General features: G+C 65.4%; 12 protein-coding genes and 1 tRNA gene. 6 read left to right on the top strand and 7 right to left on the bottom strand.

Annotated elements, in window-relative coordinates:
• Nucleotides 1–37 precede the first annotated feature (37 nt).
• Nucleotides 38–811 carry an SDR family NAD(P)-dependent oxidoreductase gene (locus tag Ahu01nite_RS39620; RefSeq protein ID WP_239159498.1) on the bottom strand — a complete coding sequence of 258 codons (774 nt, stop codon included), beginning with the start codon at nt 809–811 and terminating at the stop codon, nt 38–40.
• A gap of 111 nt (nt 812–922) precedes the next feature.
• Between Ahu01nite_RS39620 and Ahu01nite_RS39615 the strand changes: the two genes are divergently transcribed.
• Together Ahu01nite_RS39615 and Ahu01nite_RS39610 are read left to right on the top strand one after the other, a co-directional pair.
• Entirely contained in the window at nt 923–2185 is a 1263-nt protein-coding gene (locus Ahu01nite_RS39615; RefSeq protein WP_203841890.1) for a tetratricopeptide repeat protein, read from the top strand.
• A gap of 72 nt (nt 2186–2257) precedes the next feature.
• Complete coding sequence (locus tag Ahu01nite_RS39610; RefSeq protein ID WP_203841889.1) at nt 2258–2527, top strand: GlsB/YeaQ/YmgE family stress response membrane protein; 270 nt, start codon at nt 2258–2260, stop codon at nt 2525–2527.
• A gap of 61 nt (nt 2528–2588) precedes the next feature.
• Here the strand turns inward: Ahu01nite_RS39610 and Ahu01nite_RS39605 are convergent, their stop codons facing one another.
• On the bottom strand, nt 2589–3449 hold the full coding sequence (locus Ahu01nite_RS39605; protein WP_203841888.1) for an alpha/beta fold hydrolase: 861 nt from the start codon (nt 3447–3449) through the stop codon (nt 2589–2591).
• Between the two features lie 70 nt (nt 3450–3519).
• Here Ahu01nite_RS39605 and Ahu01nite_RS39600 point away from each other — a divergent pair, with 70 nt between their 5' ends.
• Together Ahu01nite_RS39600 and Ahu01nite_RS39595 are read left to right on the top strand one after the other, a co-directional pair.
• Entirely contained in the window at nt 3520–4401 is an 882-nt protein-coding gene (locus tag Ahu01nite_RS39600) for an AraC family transcriptional regulator (RefSeq protein WP_203841887.1), read from the top strand.
• 146 nt (nt 4402–4547) lie between these two features.
• A complete protein-coding gene (locus Ahu01nite_RS39595; RefSeq protein WP_203841886.1) occupies nt 4548–4733 on the top strand; it encodes a hypothetical protein in 186 nt (61 codons plus the stop codon).
• Between the two features lie 60 nt (nt 4734–4793).
• Here the strand turns inward: Ahu01nite_RS39595 and Ahu01nite_RS39590 are convergent, their stop codons facing one another.
• Nucleotides 4794–7091, bottom strand: a complete 2298-nt coding sequence (locus Ahu01nite_RS39590; protein WP_239159497.1) for a transglycosylase domain-containing protein — start codon at nt 7089–7091, stop codon at nt 4794–4796.
• A gap of 978 nt (nt 7092–8069) precedes the next feature.
• Here Ahu01nite_RS39590 and Ahu01nite_RS39585 point away from each other — a divergent pair.
• Nucleotides 8070–8154: transfer RNA gene (locus Ahu01nite_RS39585), tRNA-Leu, on the top strand.
• A gap of 346 nt (nt 8155–8500) precedes the next feature.
• On the opposite strand, the gene Ahu01nite_RS39580 is transcribed toward Ahu01nite_RS39585, so the two are convergent.
• Entirely contained in the window at nt 8501–9463 is a 963-nt protein-coding gene (locus Ahu01nite_RS39580) for a tyrosine-type recombinase/integrase (RefSeq protein ID WP_203841884.1), read from the bottom strand.
• Entirely contained in the window at nt 9460–9888 is a 429-nt protein-coding gene (locus Ahu01nite_RS39575; RefSeq protein WP_203841883.1) for a hypothetical protein, read from the bottom strand. Before Ahu01nite_RS39575 ends, Ahu01nite_RS39580 begins: the two co-directional genes overlap by 4 nt.
• A 1391-nt stretch (nt 9889–11279) precedes the next feature.
• Here Ahu01nite_RS39575 and Ahu01nite_RS39570 point away from each other — a divergent pair.
• Nucleotides 11280–13769 carry a phage/plasmid primase, P4 family gene (locus Ahu01nite_RS39570; protein ID WP_203841882.1) on the top strand — a complete coding sequence of 830 codons (2490 nt, stop codon included), beginning with the start codon at nt 11280–11282 and terminating at the stop codon, nt 13767–13769.
• Between the two features lie 394 nt (nt 13770–14163).
• Here the strand turns inward: Ahu01nite_RS39570 and Ahu01nite_RS39565 are convergent, their stop codons facing one another.
• Both Ahu01nite_RS39565 and Ahu01nite_RS39560 read right to left on the bottom strand, forming a co-directional pair.
• Nucleotides 14164–14436: a hypothetical protein gene (locus Ahu01nite_RS39565; protein WP_203841881.1), complete on the bottom strand. Its 273-nt coding sequence runs from the start codon at nt 14434–14436 to the stop codon at nt 14164–14166.
• The gene (locus tag Ahu01nite_RS39560; RefSeq protein WP_203841880.1) at nt 14385–15008 is read right to left on the bottom strand and encodes an MmyB family transcriptional regulator; all 624 of its coding nucleotides are present in this window, start codon (nt 15006–15008) and stop codon (nt 14385–14387) included. Before Ahu01nite_RS39560 ends, Ahu01nite_RS39565 begins: the two co-directional genes overlap by 52 nt.
• Nucleotides 15009–15650 lie beyond the last annotated feature (642 nt).

Genomic DNA, 15650 nt, shown 5'->3' with positions numbered 1-15650 from the left:
CAATATCAGGATTCGTCAAAGTGGCGACGGGGTCCGCTCAGAGCGTCGTGATCATGCCGCCGTCGATGATGAACTCGGCGCCGGCCACGTTTCCCGCGCGGTCGCCGGCCAGCATCAGCACCAGGTCGGCGACCTCCTCGGGCCGCGTGAACCGCCCGGTGACCATCTGCGCCTCCGCGCCCGCCCGGACATCAGCCGCCGAGCCGCCCTGAGCTGCCGCGACCGTCGCCGCCACCCCATCCCCACCCAGCCACAGATCAGTGGCAACCGGCCCCGGAGCCACCGTGTTGACCCGGATCCCGCGCGGCCCGAATTCCTTCGACAACGACTTCGCGAAGTTCGTCAGCGCCGCCTTCGACGCCGAATAATCGACCACCAGCGGATCGGCCAGCCGTGCATTCACCGAACCGACGTTGACGATTGTTCCGCCCCCGGCGGCGAGCATGACGGGCAAAGTGGCGCGGACCGCGCGTACGGTGGCCATGAGGTTGAGATTGAAGGTTGTCGCCCACATCTCGTCGGTGATCGTGAGAAACCCACCCGGCCGCGGTGTAGCGATGCCGACGTTGTTGACGAGCACGTCGATACGGTCACCGGCCGCGGCGATCAGGCGCGCTGGAGCATCCGCCTCGGCGAGATCCACCTCGATCGGGGTGACCGAATCGAGCTCTTTGAGACCCGCGGTGATACTGCGTGACCCGGCGATGACTTCGGCACCCTCGGCCACGAAGGCCTTGACGATCGCGAGCCCGATCCCGCGCCCCGCGCCGGTGACCACAACCGTTTTACCCTTGAGATTCAGATCCATCATTGCGTTGAGGGTACGGGCTCAGTGCGCCGAACGGCTTCCGTCGGCGGACTGCATTCGGCGACTGCATCCCGGCAACTGGCATTTCGCCCGGTCGCCAGGCAGCATGGCGAGGTGCCCGAGTCGTCAGCGTTCCCCCAAGCCCGCTACCAGGCGCAGACCCTGGCGGATGCCGGAGAGGTCGCCCAGGCTCAGGCGGTCCTGGAAAACGCCATCGAGCAGGGCAAAACCGGCCTCGCCGAGGGCGACCCGGAACTGCTGGCCACGATGCGTCAGCTCGCCGCGCTGCACACCCGCCTCGACGACCCGACCGCCGCCCGCCGCCTGCTCGAAGAAGCCATGGCCGGCGCCCACCGCCTCCCCGACACCGACCCCCTGCGCCTGATGCTGACGTACGACCTCGCCGTCGTCGCCGAAGAACTCGCCAACCGCCACGAGGCCCGCACCAACTTCACCCGGGTCGCCCAATTCGGCCCCGCCATCCTCGGCACCGGCCACTGGGCCGTCACCAACGCCCGCACCTACCTCCAAACCGGCACCCTGCCGCCCTCACCTGTCGCGCCCTCTTCGTCACCGCCGTCAACTTTCCGGCAGCCTGCCGCTAACCCGCCGCCCTCCTCTGCGCCGCCGCTTTCCGGGCAGCCCACTTCCGGGGTGCCTATTTCTGCGACGCCGTCCTCCGCGGCGCCCTTTTCCGCACCACCGGCCGGCCCCCGCAAATGGTGGATGATCGCCGCGGCCGGAGTCGTCGTAGCCGCATTGGTCATAACCGGCGTAGTGCTTCTCCGACCCGACAGCCCGGCGGATCCCGCACCCCTCGCCCAGACCCCGACCCCGCCAGCCCCCGCCGCCACCTCGCAGGCGCCGGCCGTAGCGTCCCAAGCGCCCTCACCCACGACGCCCCCGAGCGCAGCCCCGTCCACAGCACCGACAACCCCGCCCACGACCACCACGGCGGCCAAACCCCCGGCGACAACCCGCCCTACCGCGAACCCGCCCGCAGCAACCACAATCGTCTCGCCCGCGAACGGCAGCCTCGCTACCTGGTCATTCCCGGCCAAGTTCTCGCTCTCACCCTCCGACGCGGCAGCGAAGGGTACGGTCCTCGCGCTCTCGATCTGCGTCAGCGGCCGCTGCTACCTCGACGGCAAAGTCAGCTCGGCGCCGTACCCCATCCATCTGGGCTCGAGTGCCGACGAAGGCATCGGCCTGGCCTGGCAGCTCCGCGTGGACCGGCTCTCCGACTCCGCTTTCGGGGGCCTGATGGCCGAACGTGATACCGAGATCGCCAACGGCACCTGGGGCGAAAAGGGCACCTCGATGTCGGGCCTCAACAAAACCCCGGTCAGCGCCGTGACAGTGACCAAGAAAACCTGACCCGCAACCAGGTTTGATCATCGTCTAGATACGGGAACAGTCCCGGGTGCCACCCCACCCTAGGAGCGCACCGTGGAAGTAACCGGGATCATCACCGCCATCGTCATCGGCTTGATCATCGGAGCGCTCGGCCGTCTCGTCGTGCCCGGCAAGCAGAACATCCCGATCTGGCTGACCCTCGTCATCGGCGTGGTCGCCGCCCTGATCGGCACGTTCATCGCCGCCGCCCTCGACGTCGCCGAGACCCCCGGCATCGACTGGATCGAACTCATCATCCAGGTCGCCCTCGCCGCGGTCGGCGTCGCCATCGTCGCCGGCACCCGCGGCCGCAGCCACCGCTGACCCACTCACAATCGCCCCACCGCCCGCCTGAATCTCAGGTGATCGGTGGGGCGACTGTCGTTCAGCGGAACTGCTTGAGAACTGCCGCCGCCGCAGAAGCGAAGGCAGCCGGCTCCTCGACATGACCGAAGTGACCGCTGTTCTCAAGGACATGCAGCTGAGCACCCGGAATGCCCTTGACCAGCCGCTCCGCCCACCTCAAACCGCAGATGAAGTCATAACGCCCGGCAATGACAACCGTCGGCACCGTCAGCTCACCGAGACGTTCTTCGACATCGAACGTCACGGGGTCCTGCGCCATAGCGGATTCACGCCACATCCGGATCCCCGCCTGCCACGGCGCGAACTCGGCACGCCGCGACCAGAAGTCAGCGAAATAAACGGGCACGGCAGCGGCAAACAGCTGGCTCAGACTGTCGTCGTCGGGTGCGGCCTGGGCCTGCTGAAACGTCGACGGTACGGCCGCAGCCTCAGCGACGTCCGGATGCCGTTGCGGATAAGCCATCAGCCCGTCCATCGCCGCCGCCCAGAAATCCGGCCCGGCCTGCGGGGAAGTGGAGTACAGAATCAATCCGGCGACTCGGTCCGGCTGCTCCAGCGCGTACGTCTGGGTGACGAACCCACCGGCCGAATGCCCGAGCAAATACACCCTGTCCCCACCCAGCCGGTCGATCACCGCGGCAAGGAACCGTACATAAATAGCCAAACTGTAACCGCCGTCGGGCAGACGCCCGGAGTCGCCGGTCCCGACCGGCTCGACATAAACCATCGTGAAATGCCGTTCAAGTTCAGGAGACCGCAGGTACGCCCACAGCAGCCCCGGCCCACCGGAATGCGCGACACAAACCGGGCCGGACCCCGCCACGTGATACACCTGCCGTACCCCGTCGACGACAAACTCATGGGTGCTGACGGAATTCATGGCACCCAGCCAACACCGTTACGAGCACTCCGGCCATGCTCAAATGTCACCACTGGATACGATTTTGTCCATGGACATGATCAGCGAAGCCGTCGCCCGGACCCGAGCCGGCCGCGCCGTCGCCGTCCGCAATCGCTACACCGGTTCCTGGGCCACCCGCTTCCCCGCCATCAACGGCTCCGGGCTGCACATCGTCCGTCAGGGCACACCGTGGCTCATCCCTGAGCACACGGCGCCCGTGGCCCTGCGGCCCGGCAGCATCGTCTTCATTCCGCACGGCCCGTCGCACGGTTTCAGCAACACCCCGATCGCCTTCGCCGCCCTGCCCGCACTGCGTCAGCCACCGCCTGACCCGGACCGCTATGACGTCGAATTCGTCAGCTGCTGCTACCACCTCGACCGGGGCCAGATCCACGAGTCGCTGAACGGTCTACCGGAAGTCATCACACTCCTGCACGACGACCGCCACCCGGCGCTGCAGGCCCTCACCGCCCTGCTGGGCGAACACGCCGCGGACACTCAACCGGGCAATGACCTGGCCCTGCCGGCAGTGGTCGACCTACTGCTGATCCACCTACTACGCCTATGGCACGAGCAGAACGGATCCACCGGAGACTCGCCCGACACCGACCCGCGCATCGCACAGGCCCTGCGCCACATCGAGCTTGATCCGTACAAGCCGTGGACCGTCCAGCAACTCAGCGACGCCGCCCACATGTCCCGGGCATCATTCACCCGCGAATTCACCCAGGCAACAGGCGAAAAACCCGGCGCCTGGCTCACCCGCCGCCGCCTCGACCGCGGCGCGCAGCTACTCCGCAGAACTGATCTCCCGCTGGGCTCCATCGCGCTGCAGCTTGGCTATGCCACCGAGTTCAGCTTCTCCGCCGCTTTCCGCCGCGTCTTCGGCCTCGCCCCGGGCCGCTTCCGCGACCGCGAACGTGCCCAATAAGACACTCGGGGATGGTTGCCGGATCCGTTCCTTATCTACACCCACGGTGGCCTCGACCGCTCCACCGCCGTCTGCAGTGTCGAACAGCTCGACGGCAAACCCGTCTTCACCACGTCTCCTCAGTCCTGGCGAATCCCGGCACCACTGTGTTCCTGACCATTCCGCTGCTGTTCCTCGAACGGATTGAGCAGCGACGCCTGACCGAGGCCCGCCGCGAGACGGCGGAAGCGCTCGGCGCCCTCGAAGACCACATCGGTCAGGTCTTTGCGGAGGTCGAAGCGGTCAGCGACATGCTGGGCGTAACGGAAGACCTCATTGTCTCCGCCACGTAAACCGCAGCTCAAGATCGCTGCAGCGGTGCCCTCGCCGCGACGAGGGCACCGCTTGTTCAGTTAATTGGGCGCCGTCGTTGTCGGGCTCGTAGTCGGCGCCTGCGTACCGGGCTGATTGTTGCCGTCGTCGTTGTCGTCCTGGTCCTGATCATCGTCATCCTGATCCGGGTCCTGGTCGCCGTCCTGGTCCTGATCCTGGTCGCCGTCGTCGTTGTCACCGGCGTTGTCGTCCTGGTTCTGGTCCTGGTTGTCCTGCTGGTCCTGCTCCTGCTGCGGCTCCTCGGTCGGCTCGACCGGCGGGGGAGGGGCAGCCTTACCGTTGGCGAACGTGCTGTTCGGATCCCCGGTCTGCTGCCGCGCGGGGAATTCCTCCTTCTGCATATTCAGAGCATCGGTGACGGCCTCGATGAAGTCCTCCCAGATCTGCGCGGGCGTCCCGGAGCCGAACATGTCCGACGTGCCGTTCGCCTCTTTCAACGCGAGACGGTTTCCGGCGCCACCGACCCAGACGGTCGCCGCGAGCTGAGGAATGCCACCCACAAACCAGGTGTCACCACTGCCGTTCTTGCTCGACTTACCACTCGGGTCCTGGTACTCCCAGGTGCCGGACTTCGCGATCGACTGGCGGCCGTCCTTCAGCACGTTCTTCGCGTGGTCGGGGATCTTCGCCATGACGCCCTCGAGGTCGGACATCTGTGCCTTGTCGAAGACCTGTTTGCCCTTACCCAGCTCGCTCTTGTAGTTCACGAACTTGCCGGTGGTCTCGTCCATCTTCTTCACGGACTTGATGAAATGCGCCTCGTGCCGCTCGCCCTGATTGACGATCGTGGCGACACCCTCGGCGTGCTCCAGCGGCAGCACGCGGAACTGCCCGAACGCCACTTCCTCGGAGAAGTTCTTCTTCCACGTCTCCACGTCGGTGTTATTCAAGTCGATGATCTTGCCGTCGTTGTTCACCAGATGCCGTACCCCGGCATCCTTGGCGGCCTGAACGACCTTGCTGGCACCGATCCCGTCGGCGATCCAGTAGAACGGGAAGTTGTACGACTGGATCGTCGCCTCTTCCAGCTTGCACCGCTCGATGCCGCCACCGTTCTGACAGACGGCATCGTCCTCGGCGCCGGCGTTGCTGATCTTCCCGCCGCCGTTACGTTCCAGCTTGCCGTTCCACGTCGTATCGAACGAGATACCCTCCCGCAGCCCCGCCGCGAGCGTGTAAATCTTGAACGTCGACCCCGGTGACTGACCAGCACCACTGAGCCCGGTCCCCGTACCGTTGAGATAACTGCCGTAGTCAGTGCCCTGCGGATTGTCGCCACCGTAATAACCGAGCACCCGCCCGGTCTTCGGATCGATACCGATCACCGCGGCCTGATACGTCTTCGGCAGATCGTGCATCGGCGACGTCTTGCTCTTCCGCGACCCGGCCTTCTCCGCAGCCGCCTGCACCTTCGGGTCGATCGTCGTCGTCACCTGCAGCCCGCCCCGCTGGAACTCGGTCGGCGAGATACCCATCTCCGCCAGCTCCGCGTACACGTGGCGCAAAATGATGCCGGTCGCCGAGTCCTCCTTGCACGTCTTGCAGACGTTCGAGCTCGGCGCCTTCACCACCGGATACTTCCGGGCCGCATACACCTCCGGCGAGATCCAGTTCATCTCCACCATGTTCTTCATGGTGTATTCCCAGCGGTCCTTGGCATCAACGGGATTCTTCGCCGGGTCATACCCCAGGTGTGTCGCCGACGGCTCAGGCTGCTTGATGATCGACGCCAGCACCGCCGCTTCATACGGCGTGACCGCGCCCTTCTGCCCCTCCGGCGTCACCACGGACTTACCGAAATACCCCTTGGCCGCCGCCTCGATACCGTTATAGCCGCGCCCCAGATAGACGTAGTTCAGATAAAAACCCATAATCTGGTCTTTGCTGTACGTCGACTCGAGCTTGCGCGCAATAACAGCCTCACGCAATTTCCGGTTGTAACTGATGTCCTTGAGATCCGCAGCGTGCCGTGCGTACTGCTGAGTGATCGTCGAAGCACCCTGCTTGTCACCACCGGTGAAGTTGTTCCACGCGGCCCGCAGAATGCCCTTCATATCAATACCGTTGTGGTGATAGAAGTTCTTGTCCTCAGCCGCCGCCACCGCGTGCTGCACGACCGGATTGATCTGCGTCTGCGCGACCACGGTCCGGTTCTGCTCACCCAACCGCGCGAGCTCCGCACCGTTGGAGAACATGACGACGTTCGACTGGTCCTCGGTCTTCGGCGCCGGCAACTCGACGTCATCGAAGAAGTACGTCCCCGCGACGGTGCCGCCACCGACCAGAATCAGCAGAATCGCCGCAGCCGACGTAAGCACATTCGCCCGCCGCCGACGCTTCTTCGCAGCCTTGCTGTCCCCAGTGGAAACCCCACCGAGCTTGCCTTTACCGCCCCCGCCTCTGCCGCCACCCTGACCGCCGCCCTGGCCGGTGCCGCCCTCGCCTGGCCGTGCCACCACCGCGCGCCCACCGACTGCAGCGGCACCCACGGAAGCCCGTCCCGGGCTCACCGAAGCCCTTCCAGGCACAGCAGCACCACCGACAGACGCCGACCCGGCAGGCCGCGGATTCACAGAGGCCGCCCCGGCAGGCCGTGGCCCCACGGACGCCGAGCCCGCAGGCCTGGGCCCTACAGAAGCCGACCCCGCAGGCCGCGGATTCACAGAGGCCGCCCCCGCAGGCCGAGGCCCCACAGAAGCAGACCCACGAGAGGCATCACCCCCGACGCTAGCCCGCCCACCAGCCGGCCGACCCTCACGCCCGGAAGCCCCAGGCACACTCGCCCGAGCCCGCCCAGCCGGCGATTCACCATTCGGGTGCATTCAGTTACACCAATCGGTCGTCGTGCAACAGCAGCAATTTCTGGCCAAGCGATGCTAGTACGCCCCGACCCCATCACCTAACCAGCCAACCACCCCCCACGTCGACAAATACCTAAACCACGAGGCCAGCCCCCTGCTCCGAGAAATCAATAACATCAAGTAACGAAAAGACCCCCGACCGTACTTGCAGTATTCCGAACCCCAACCCCTCCCACCCCAGAACACCGCCCCCAACCCGATCCCACCCGCCCCCACGCCCGCCGACCCCGCCCGCAGCGAGCCACCCCCACCGAGGCCACCCACGTCAACAGAACCCCTGCTCAGGTGGTGCCCAAGCCCCACCCCGGCCCGCCGGGGTGGGGCGATTTCACCCCGGCGCCATGGCCGTGTAAAGTTCTCTCCTGTGCGGCACCGCAGGGCGCCGGGAGCGGGATTAAACCCCGGTCCCGAACTTTGCTACGCTACACAAGCCCTGTCCGGGTGGCGGAATGGCAGACGCGCTAGCTTGAGGTGCTAGTGTCCTTTATCGGACGTGGGGGTTCAAGTCCCCCTCCGGACACAAATCCGTAGCATCCATGCTCAGCATGGGTGTTCATGCGCACATGTTATCCAGATGTGCCCGTGGCGAGTAATTTTGATCCATACAAGTAAGGCCCAGCGGATCCCGCTGGGCCTTACTTGTATGGATCTGCAGCGGTAGGAGCTGGGACATCGCTCGCGGCGTGATTGCGGTCACCGGCGCTGCGGTGGTTCCGCGTCCGTCTCGACCTGCAGCTGAATTCCGCCGGTGAACCACGCCAGAGGCCTGGCGGTGAACATCGCCGCCATGGGATCCGCGGCAGCAAGAGGATGCGGTTCGCCGGTCAGTGACTGAAGTGCGTAGGCGACTTCTTGAAGGGTGGCTTTCAGGTACGTCGCGGTCGTGTCGTCACCGCTGGCGTCGCGATGGCCGGCGTAGGCGTGGGCGACGGCTCCGGAGATGTTGCGATCGACCCAGGTGAGGTGGTGTGGCGTATCCAGTGGATGGTGATCTGCTGGACCGCAACCCAGGGTAGATATTTGCCGATGCGCTGCCACAGGTAGTCGTAGCGGCGGCGGCCGACGGGGCGGCCGCCACGGTAGCGCAGCAATTGGCCGTCGGAGCGTTCGTCGTTGTGGGCGATGAGCGCCGCAGCCAGCGTCGGGGAGATCGGCTGCCAGCGTTTGGTCTGGCCCTTCTCGTGAAGTAAGACCAGGCAGTGGTCGGGATCGAGGTCCTTACGGTTGATGGCGAGCGCTCCGCCGCGGCGGCAGGCGGTCTCGATGTGCAGGCGCAGGATCAGCAGGTCGAGCTCCGGGTCGTTGCCGGTTTCGCCGGCAACGGTGACAATCGCGCAGAGGGCGTGTTCGGGCAGCGCATGACGCAGACTTGGTTGACGGTGTGGCTTGTCGACACGGGTCGCGGGGTTGTCGCCCGCGTCGATGAGGCGGTCGCCGACGGCGTATTGGTAGATGCAGCGGAACGCTGCGATGAGGTGCTCAGCGGCGCTGGCTCCGCCGCGGTTGTTGCGGCGGACGACAGCGCCTTCGCGAACCTCTTCGGCGAATTGTTTGATCTCCAACGGTGTGGGTTCGTCGAGGCGATGCTGCCCCCACTTCTGCCGAATCCGCCGCCAGTAGGTGGCGTAGGCGCGGCGTGTTCCTGCGCTGACCGCTGCGGCGGCCTGCGGGATGTACTCGTCGAAGACGGGAATGGTTCGGCCGGCGGGCAGGGGTACGGCGGTGCGGGGGAGCTGGTCGACGGCGATGTTGAGCTGCGCCATCAGGGCGGTGATCAAGGCGATGTTGCCGGCGGTCTGGTCGGTTACACCTTCATCTGGGGCTGTCATGGCTGGCGACCCTGGTCGTTGGTGTAGCGGTGCAGCATCATGGCGACGGCCGTGGGCGTCAGTATCAGCAGTACACCGGCTTCGGCGTTCGCAGCGACTAAAAGCCGGTCGCCACTGATGACGCCTGCACGGCGACGGATGATGACGGGCAGGTTGACGAATCCGCGCGGCGTGACTTCCCTGCGGGGCGCGGTGTCCTCGATCTCTGCCGGTTCCTCGACGCGAGTCACGGCGATTACCCGGTCGGTTCCAAGACTGAACGCGAGGAGGGTCCCAGGTGGCCAGCCGAGCGCCCGCAACGGTGAAGTGACCGCGATGCGGCCGTTGCCGTCGACGGCCGTGACGGAATAGTGCGCGGGGCGGATGTAATTGGATGGAGACACGTCAGGTATCGGCAGCGGCGGCACACTGGGCCGTTGCGGCATGTGGTGATGTGGTGATGTGGTGATGGGTGATGGGTGATGGGTGATGGGTGATGGGTGATGGGTGATGGGTGATGGGTGATGGGTGGAGCATCCGGTCTGGCTCGTGCTGATGCATAAATCCGTCTCCTCGCAAGCTGCCCACCGCGAGATGCCCAGCTGACTGGACCACGAGCTGATATCCGAACATGAGAACCGTCCGTCAACGCAGCAGGAGTAGCCTGTTTTGACCGTAAAAAGCAGTTCCGCGCGCTTGATGGTCAGCGGTGGCAGCGGGAGAGCAAGCCAAGTCAATTTTGGGCGTATAGCTCGTCCATAGTCGGATCTGACGGCTGAATTGCGGAAGGCGATGGGGGGCGAGGGGGGATGACGTTCGCCATGGCTATGACAGTTGGCTGCGACGACCCTGGCTTAGGTGAGTGGCGGGCGCTGTCCTCAGTTCCGCTGCAGACGAAGACGGCTGACGAATAGGTAATCCAGGTGATCAGCCCTGGTTGGCTCTCGGGGGCTCTGCCCATCACGGGCGAGAGGCATGACGCGGTTGCAGTCAGTCACTGCGTGCCAGGCGCCTGGCGGGACAGGAGGTATCTCCGTTCGTCAGGGAACGAGGACTCGGCCGCAGGGGCGGACACTCCTGATGTTCAAGAGACCTGACATCTCGTGCCAGTAAAGGGCCGGAGCCGTTTTGCGCGAGCCCGTCGAACAGGCATGGAGGCCATCACCCTCTATCGCCCCCCATCATCTCCCTGCGCAGCATGTGCTTGACGAGACTGGCGACGTCGTCAATCTGCACGTCAGTTCCCTCTCACGCCGTCAGACGTCTCATGTGGTCTTTCGGCTTTCCTTGGCATGAGTTGTTTCGGCATGGAGTGGGCGGGCGAACCGGCAGACATGCGCGATGCTACTTCTACTTCAAGGAGCCGTCGTCTATGCCAGATTGGCAAAGTAGACCTGCGAGCGGGATGGTTTCAGGCCATACGCTGTATTACACCGTCGGTCAGGTCTCCGCGATGGACGGTGTCTCGTATCGGTGGCTGGCTGACAGATGCCGAGCCGGGGAGGTCGGCCACGTCTATATGGCCCGTCAACGGAAGTTCACTGCGGCGCAGGTCGAGAAAGTTCTGCAGCAGTACACCGTCGAGGGAGCGGACCGGCGGTCAGGTTCCGAGAGGGTGGACGGCGCCGATGAATAGTCCCCAACGAGCAGTGAAGGGCGCGGGAGGCAATGTGGCGTTCGTGCGACTCTTCCGAAGTCACGCGGGGCCAGAGGTCTTTGCGGTACAGCTCGCCAGCTCGACTCAGAGCCGTCTCCGATGCGCGGGTGTGGCAGGGAGAAGTAATCGCTGTCTGAGACTCCGGTTGGCAGACGACGTTCGGTTCACGGTGGGGGAGGAGTGAGTTCCGAGTCGAATATGTTGACCGCTGCGCTTGCCTGGCACGACGCTGGCTGCGCTGTCATTCCGGTCCGTGCCGACGGGAGCAAGGCCCCGCTGGTGGCGTGGCGACGTTTCCAGAAAGTACGTCCCGATCGGGAGCAGGTCCGGCGCTGGTTCACGGGCAACCCTCCAGGGCTAGCCGTCCTGTGCGGTGCTGTCTCCGGCGGTCTGGAAATGCTTGAGTTAGAGGGCCGGGCCGTCGCGGAAGGGATGGGCCAGCGCCTCGTCGAGTCGGTCCATGCGGCGGGGCTGAGCGAACTGTGGCAGCAGATCGCCGTCGACGGGTATGCGGAACGGACGCCGTCCGGTGGCGTCCACCTCATCTACCGCCTGCGTGAGGCGCCCGTCAGCGGCAACCTCAAACTTGCCCGCCGTCCCGCCACCGAGGAGGAACTCGCCGCCGATCCGACGGACAAGATCAAGACTCTGGCGGAGACCCGCGGCGAGGGCGGGTACACGATCGTCGCGCCCTCGCACGGAACCGTCCATGAGACTCGACTGCCGTGGATGGCCATGCGGGGAGCGACGCCGGACCGGATTCCCGCCATTGCGGCGGAGGAGCGCGAAGCGCTGCTGGCGGTCGTGCGGTCGTTTGACGCGCTGCCGACGCCGGCAGTGGCACCAGATCGGGCGGGAGGTCGGCCGGGCGCGCGAAGTGCGGTGGCCGATGGGGAGGTGGCCCCGGGCGAGGACTACGAACTGCGCACCGACTGGTCCGATATCCTCGGGCCGGCTGGGTGGGCGCTGGTCTATGCCTCTGGTCGGATGCGGGCCTGGCGGCGGCCGGGCAAGCCTGCTGGGATTTCCGCGACGACAGGCCGCGCCGCGGACCGGGAACGGCTGTTCGTGTTCTCGACGAGCACGCCGTTCGAGGCCGAGGTTCCGATCACGAAGTTCCACGCATACGCGGTTTTGGATCATGGCGGTGATCATGCGGCAGCCGCGAGTGCCTTGCGGGCCGCAGGTTTCGGTAGTCAGTCCCACGAACGTGGAGCGCCTGACGTTGGTCGATGGGTGCCGGATGCCGAGGACAGCGCCGCCGCGGAGGTTGGGCAGAGCACGGCGCGGATTGGCAACGAGTCGCTGCCGTCGGTCGCCGCGTGGGGGCCAACGGAGGACGGACTGGCTCGCTCACTGGTAGCCCATCACGGGCATGAGCTGAGGTATTGCCCGCAGCGTGGCCGATGGCTGATCTGGAACGGGTATCGGTGGGCGTGGGACGAGGCCGAGCGGCACCGGGAGTTCGTGCGGGCGCTTGCCCGGCAGTTGCCGACCGCGGGTGGTTGGCGTCGATTCCGGTCCCACGTGCTGTCCGCATCTGGGGTGTCTGGGGTCGCCCGGCTTGCCCGTTCGGACGCGGCGATCAGTGTGGCACTGGCGGAGCTGGACGCCCGGCCGTACGAGCTGAACACCCCGGGCGGAATCGTCGATCTGCGTACTGGCAGGGTGATGGCTTCCGATCCGGCTCGGCTGCATACCCGCTCGACGACGGTGGCGCCGGACTTCGAGCGCCGCTCAGCAGCTTTCGAGGGCTTTCTCGCCGACACCTTCGGTGATGACCGTGACATAGCGGTGTACGTGCAGCGGCTGCTTGGGGTGTCGGTGATTGGGTCCGTGCTGGAGCAGATCTTGCCGTTCAGCGTCGGGCCGGGCGCGAACGGGAAGTCGACGTTGCTGGAGACGGTGATGCACGCGTTGGGCCGCGGGGATTCGGGGTACGCGATGGCGGGGTCTTCGGAGATGCTGATGGTGCGTACGCACCAGGAGCATCCGGCCGAGCTGGCTCAGCTGGCCGGTGCGCGGCTGGTGGTGTGCGCGGAGTTGGAGGATGGGCAGCGGTTCGGTGAAGCGAAGGTCAAACAGCTCACTGGCCGGGACTCGATCAACGCCCGGTTCATGCGCCGGGATTGGTTTTCGTTTTCTCCGTCGCACACGTTGTGGTTGATGGGTAATCACCTGCCGGTCGCGCGTACGGGTGGGCCGGCGTTCTGGCGACGGATCAGGGTGTTGCCATTTACCAGGGTCGTGCCGCTGGGCCGGCAGAATCGGCGGCTGGGCGAGATCCTTGCCGAGGACGCGGGTGCCGTACTGGCGTGGATCGTGCGGGGTGCGGCCGCGTACCAGCGCGACGGGTTGCGTGAGCCGGCGGCGGTACTGTCGGCGACAGAGCGGTACGCCAAGGACCAGGACACAGTGGGCCAGTTCGTCGACGAGCAGTGCCGCCTGGCCGACGACGGGGATCAGGTGCGCACCGATACAACGGTCTTGCGTGCGGCGTACGAAGGCTGGTGCGAGCAGGCTGGTGAGCGGCCAGTGTCGGCGAAGCGGCTGACGCAGGAGTTACGAGACCGGTTCCGGGTCGAAGACGGACGGGGCACGAAGGGCCGCCGGTTCTATCGCGGCATTCGGCTATTTGCGGCTGGCGAGGACGTACCGGATGGGGAATGACTGGGGTGATGCAGTCGTCGGGGCTTCAGACTGCCGCGCTCGCGGGGCCGGGTGGGTGACGGGTGACAGGTCGACCCCGATTTCCCGGTTGTCGGCTTCGCGTGCGTACGCGCGCGTACACGTGAGCTGGGCGCGCGATGGCTGTTGTCCGGCAAACATCGGACGATCCGTCACCCGTCACCCCGATGCTTTCGAGGGTCACACGTATAGGTGTGCGACGTTCTGGCGACGCCTGACATCGGCGGATACGAGCTGGAGGCAGTTCCTGATCACCTGCTGAAGCGGATGGAGTGGATAACGGGACCGCTACTCGCGCTCAGAACCACGTCGGCCAGGAACGGAGCAACAGTCCCGGCCTAAACGCCCCTGGGGCCGCAGCGCCGTCGGCTCTCGGTTAGGCGGTGGCTGCGCTGGAAGGGTGCGAGGGTGATGGCACGAGGATCGCCATCCGGCCGTGTGGCGGCGCGAGGACGTCGAAGGCGACGATCTCGATAGGCGTAATTCCCTTGTGGTGCGGCAGGTTCATCGAGCGTTTCGGGATGGCGGCCGATACCTGTGAGTCCGGGATGTGCCACAGCCTGCGGGCCTCCGGGTTGGCACGGATGATCGTGGTGATCAGCTCGATGACCCGCTCATTTTCGGGGGACCGGGCGAGGGCCAGGCGCATCTGGAGATCATCACAGGTGCCCAGTCTTCCTTCCATCGGTACAGGTGGGTGCGGGCCTCCTCGGCGGTGAAGATCCAGTGCATAACGTTGGCGCCGGGGCGGGCCCACGGGAACCAGGTGCGCATGTGCCGGTTGATTGAGACGAGGTCCCACGCCTCGGTATAGACAAAGGCTGGCCACGGTTGCTCATTCACGATGAGCTGCAGGGTGTCGGTGGGGCTGACGTCGGTAGGGTCCGATGGCGCGGGTGGTTCGTGGCCGGCAGCGAGCCAGTAGAACAGGGTCTTTTCGCCGTCGTTCAGGTGGTAAGCGGTGGCGACGCTTTCGAGGAAGTGGTCGCTGTATGCGGCTCGTTTTCCGAGTTCGAGTTCGCGGTACCAGCCAACGGTGTAGCCGATCATGTTCGCGAACTGTTGCTGGGTGACGATGTCGGTGCGGCGTCGCGTGTGGGGTCGCGTCGACTGGGCTGGTGGTTCGAGGCGTTCGCGCCATGACCGGGTCAGCTGTGCCAGCTGCTCGCTGAGGTCAGTGGTCGGCGACTGGGTGGCGGGCAGTTCGGTTTCAGGCGTCAACGCGTCCCCCGGGAGAAGCCGTGCCTTGTGGCGTCTCGCTGTCGTCCTAGTCCATGAGAAGCGTCGAATTTAGCAGTGTCGATGTTGGAACAAGATCCCCTTAACGAGGATGGCAGCGAGCGCATGCTTGCGGAAAGTAAAATAAGCCGACACTCTCTGTGACTTCAGGTCTCGTAGCTGCATGCATGCCGCCACTGTGGGTACTCGTTGTGTCTGGTCATTGATCTTCTGAGGGTGCAAGCTTTGCTCGCTGGTTGACGGCGTCATGTGCCAGATCCGTGTAAACAGCGATGTTCAGCCGTTACAGGTCAGCAGATAGTCAGGCCAAAGGAGGGCTTCGTGCGACATGGGGTTGAGAAGACGGGGCCCAGCTGGAGCGTCGGGGTCAGCGGCACGTTGTGGCCAGGTCTTCGTCGACTACAGGCAAGAAATGAGGACGAACACTCTCGGTTACAGCCTGTGCGATAGACATGCTTGCATGTGACCTTGATGACAGTCACCGACGCGGCTGGCATGCCAAACCTGGGGCAGACGGCGCATGCGTCGGAACGGGTGGGCAGCGCACCGGTTGGCTGCGGCTCGACCAGGTGCTGCGCCGCGGGACGGAAGACGTTGTCCTGCTTGAGGCTCAAGTCGTCGATC

The organism is Winogradskya humida (assembly GCF_016862215.1).
Taxonomy (GTDB): domain Bacteria; phylum Actinomycetota; class Actinomycetes; order Mycobacteriales; family Micromonosporaceae; genus Actinoplanes; species Actinoplanes humidus.
Note: the sequence above shows the minus strand (reverse complement) of the source record. Positions and strands in the feature narration are given on the sequence as shown.

Coding starts and splice junctions, on each gene's coding strand:
- Ahu01nite_RS39620 (WP_239159498.1), bottom strand. CDS start 811: ATGATGGATCTGAATCTCAAGGGTAAAACGGTTGTGGTCACCGGCGCG.
- Ahu01nite_RS39605 (WP_203841888.1), bottom strand. CDS start 3,449: ATGAATTCCGTCAGCACCCATGAGTTTGTCGTCGACGGGGTACGGCAG.
- Ahu01nite_RS39600 (WP_203841887.1), top strand. CDS start 3,520: ATGGACATGATCAGCGAAGCCGTCGCCCGGACCCGAGCCGGCCGCGCC.
- Ahu01nite_RS39580 (WP_203841884.1), bottom strand. CDS start 9,463: ATGACAGCCCCAGATGAAGGTGTAACCGACCAGACCGCCGGCAACATC.
- Ahu01nite_RS39575 (WP_203841883.1), bottom strand. CDS start 9,888: ATGCCGCAACGGCCCAGTGTGCCGCCGCTGCCGATACCTGACGTGTCT.
- Ahu01nite_RS39565 (WP_203841881.1), bottom strand. CDS start 14,436: ATGCGCCTGGCCCTCGCCCGGTCCCCCGAAAATGAGCGGGTCATCGAG.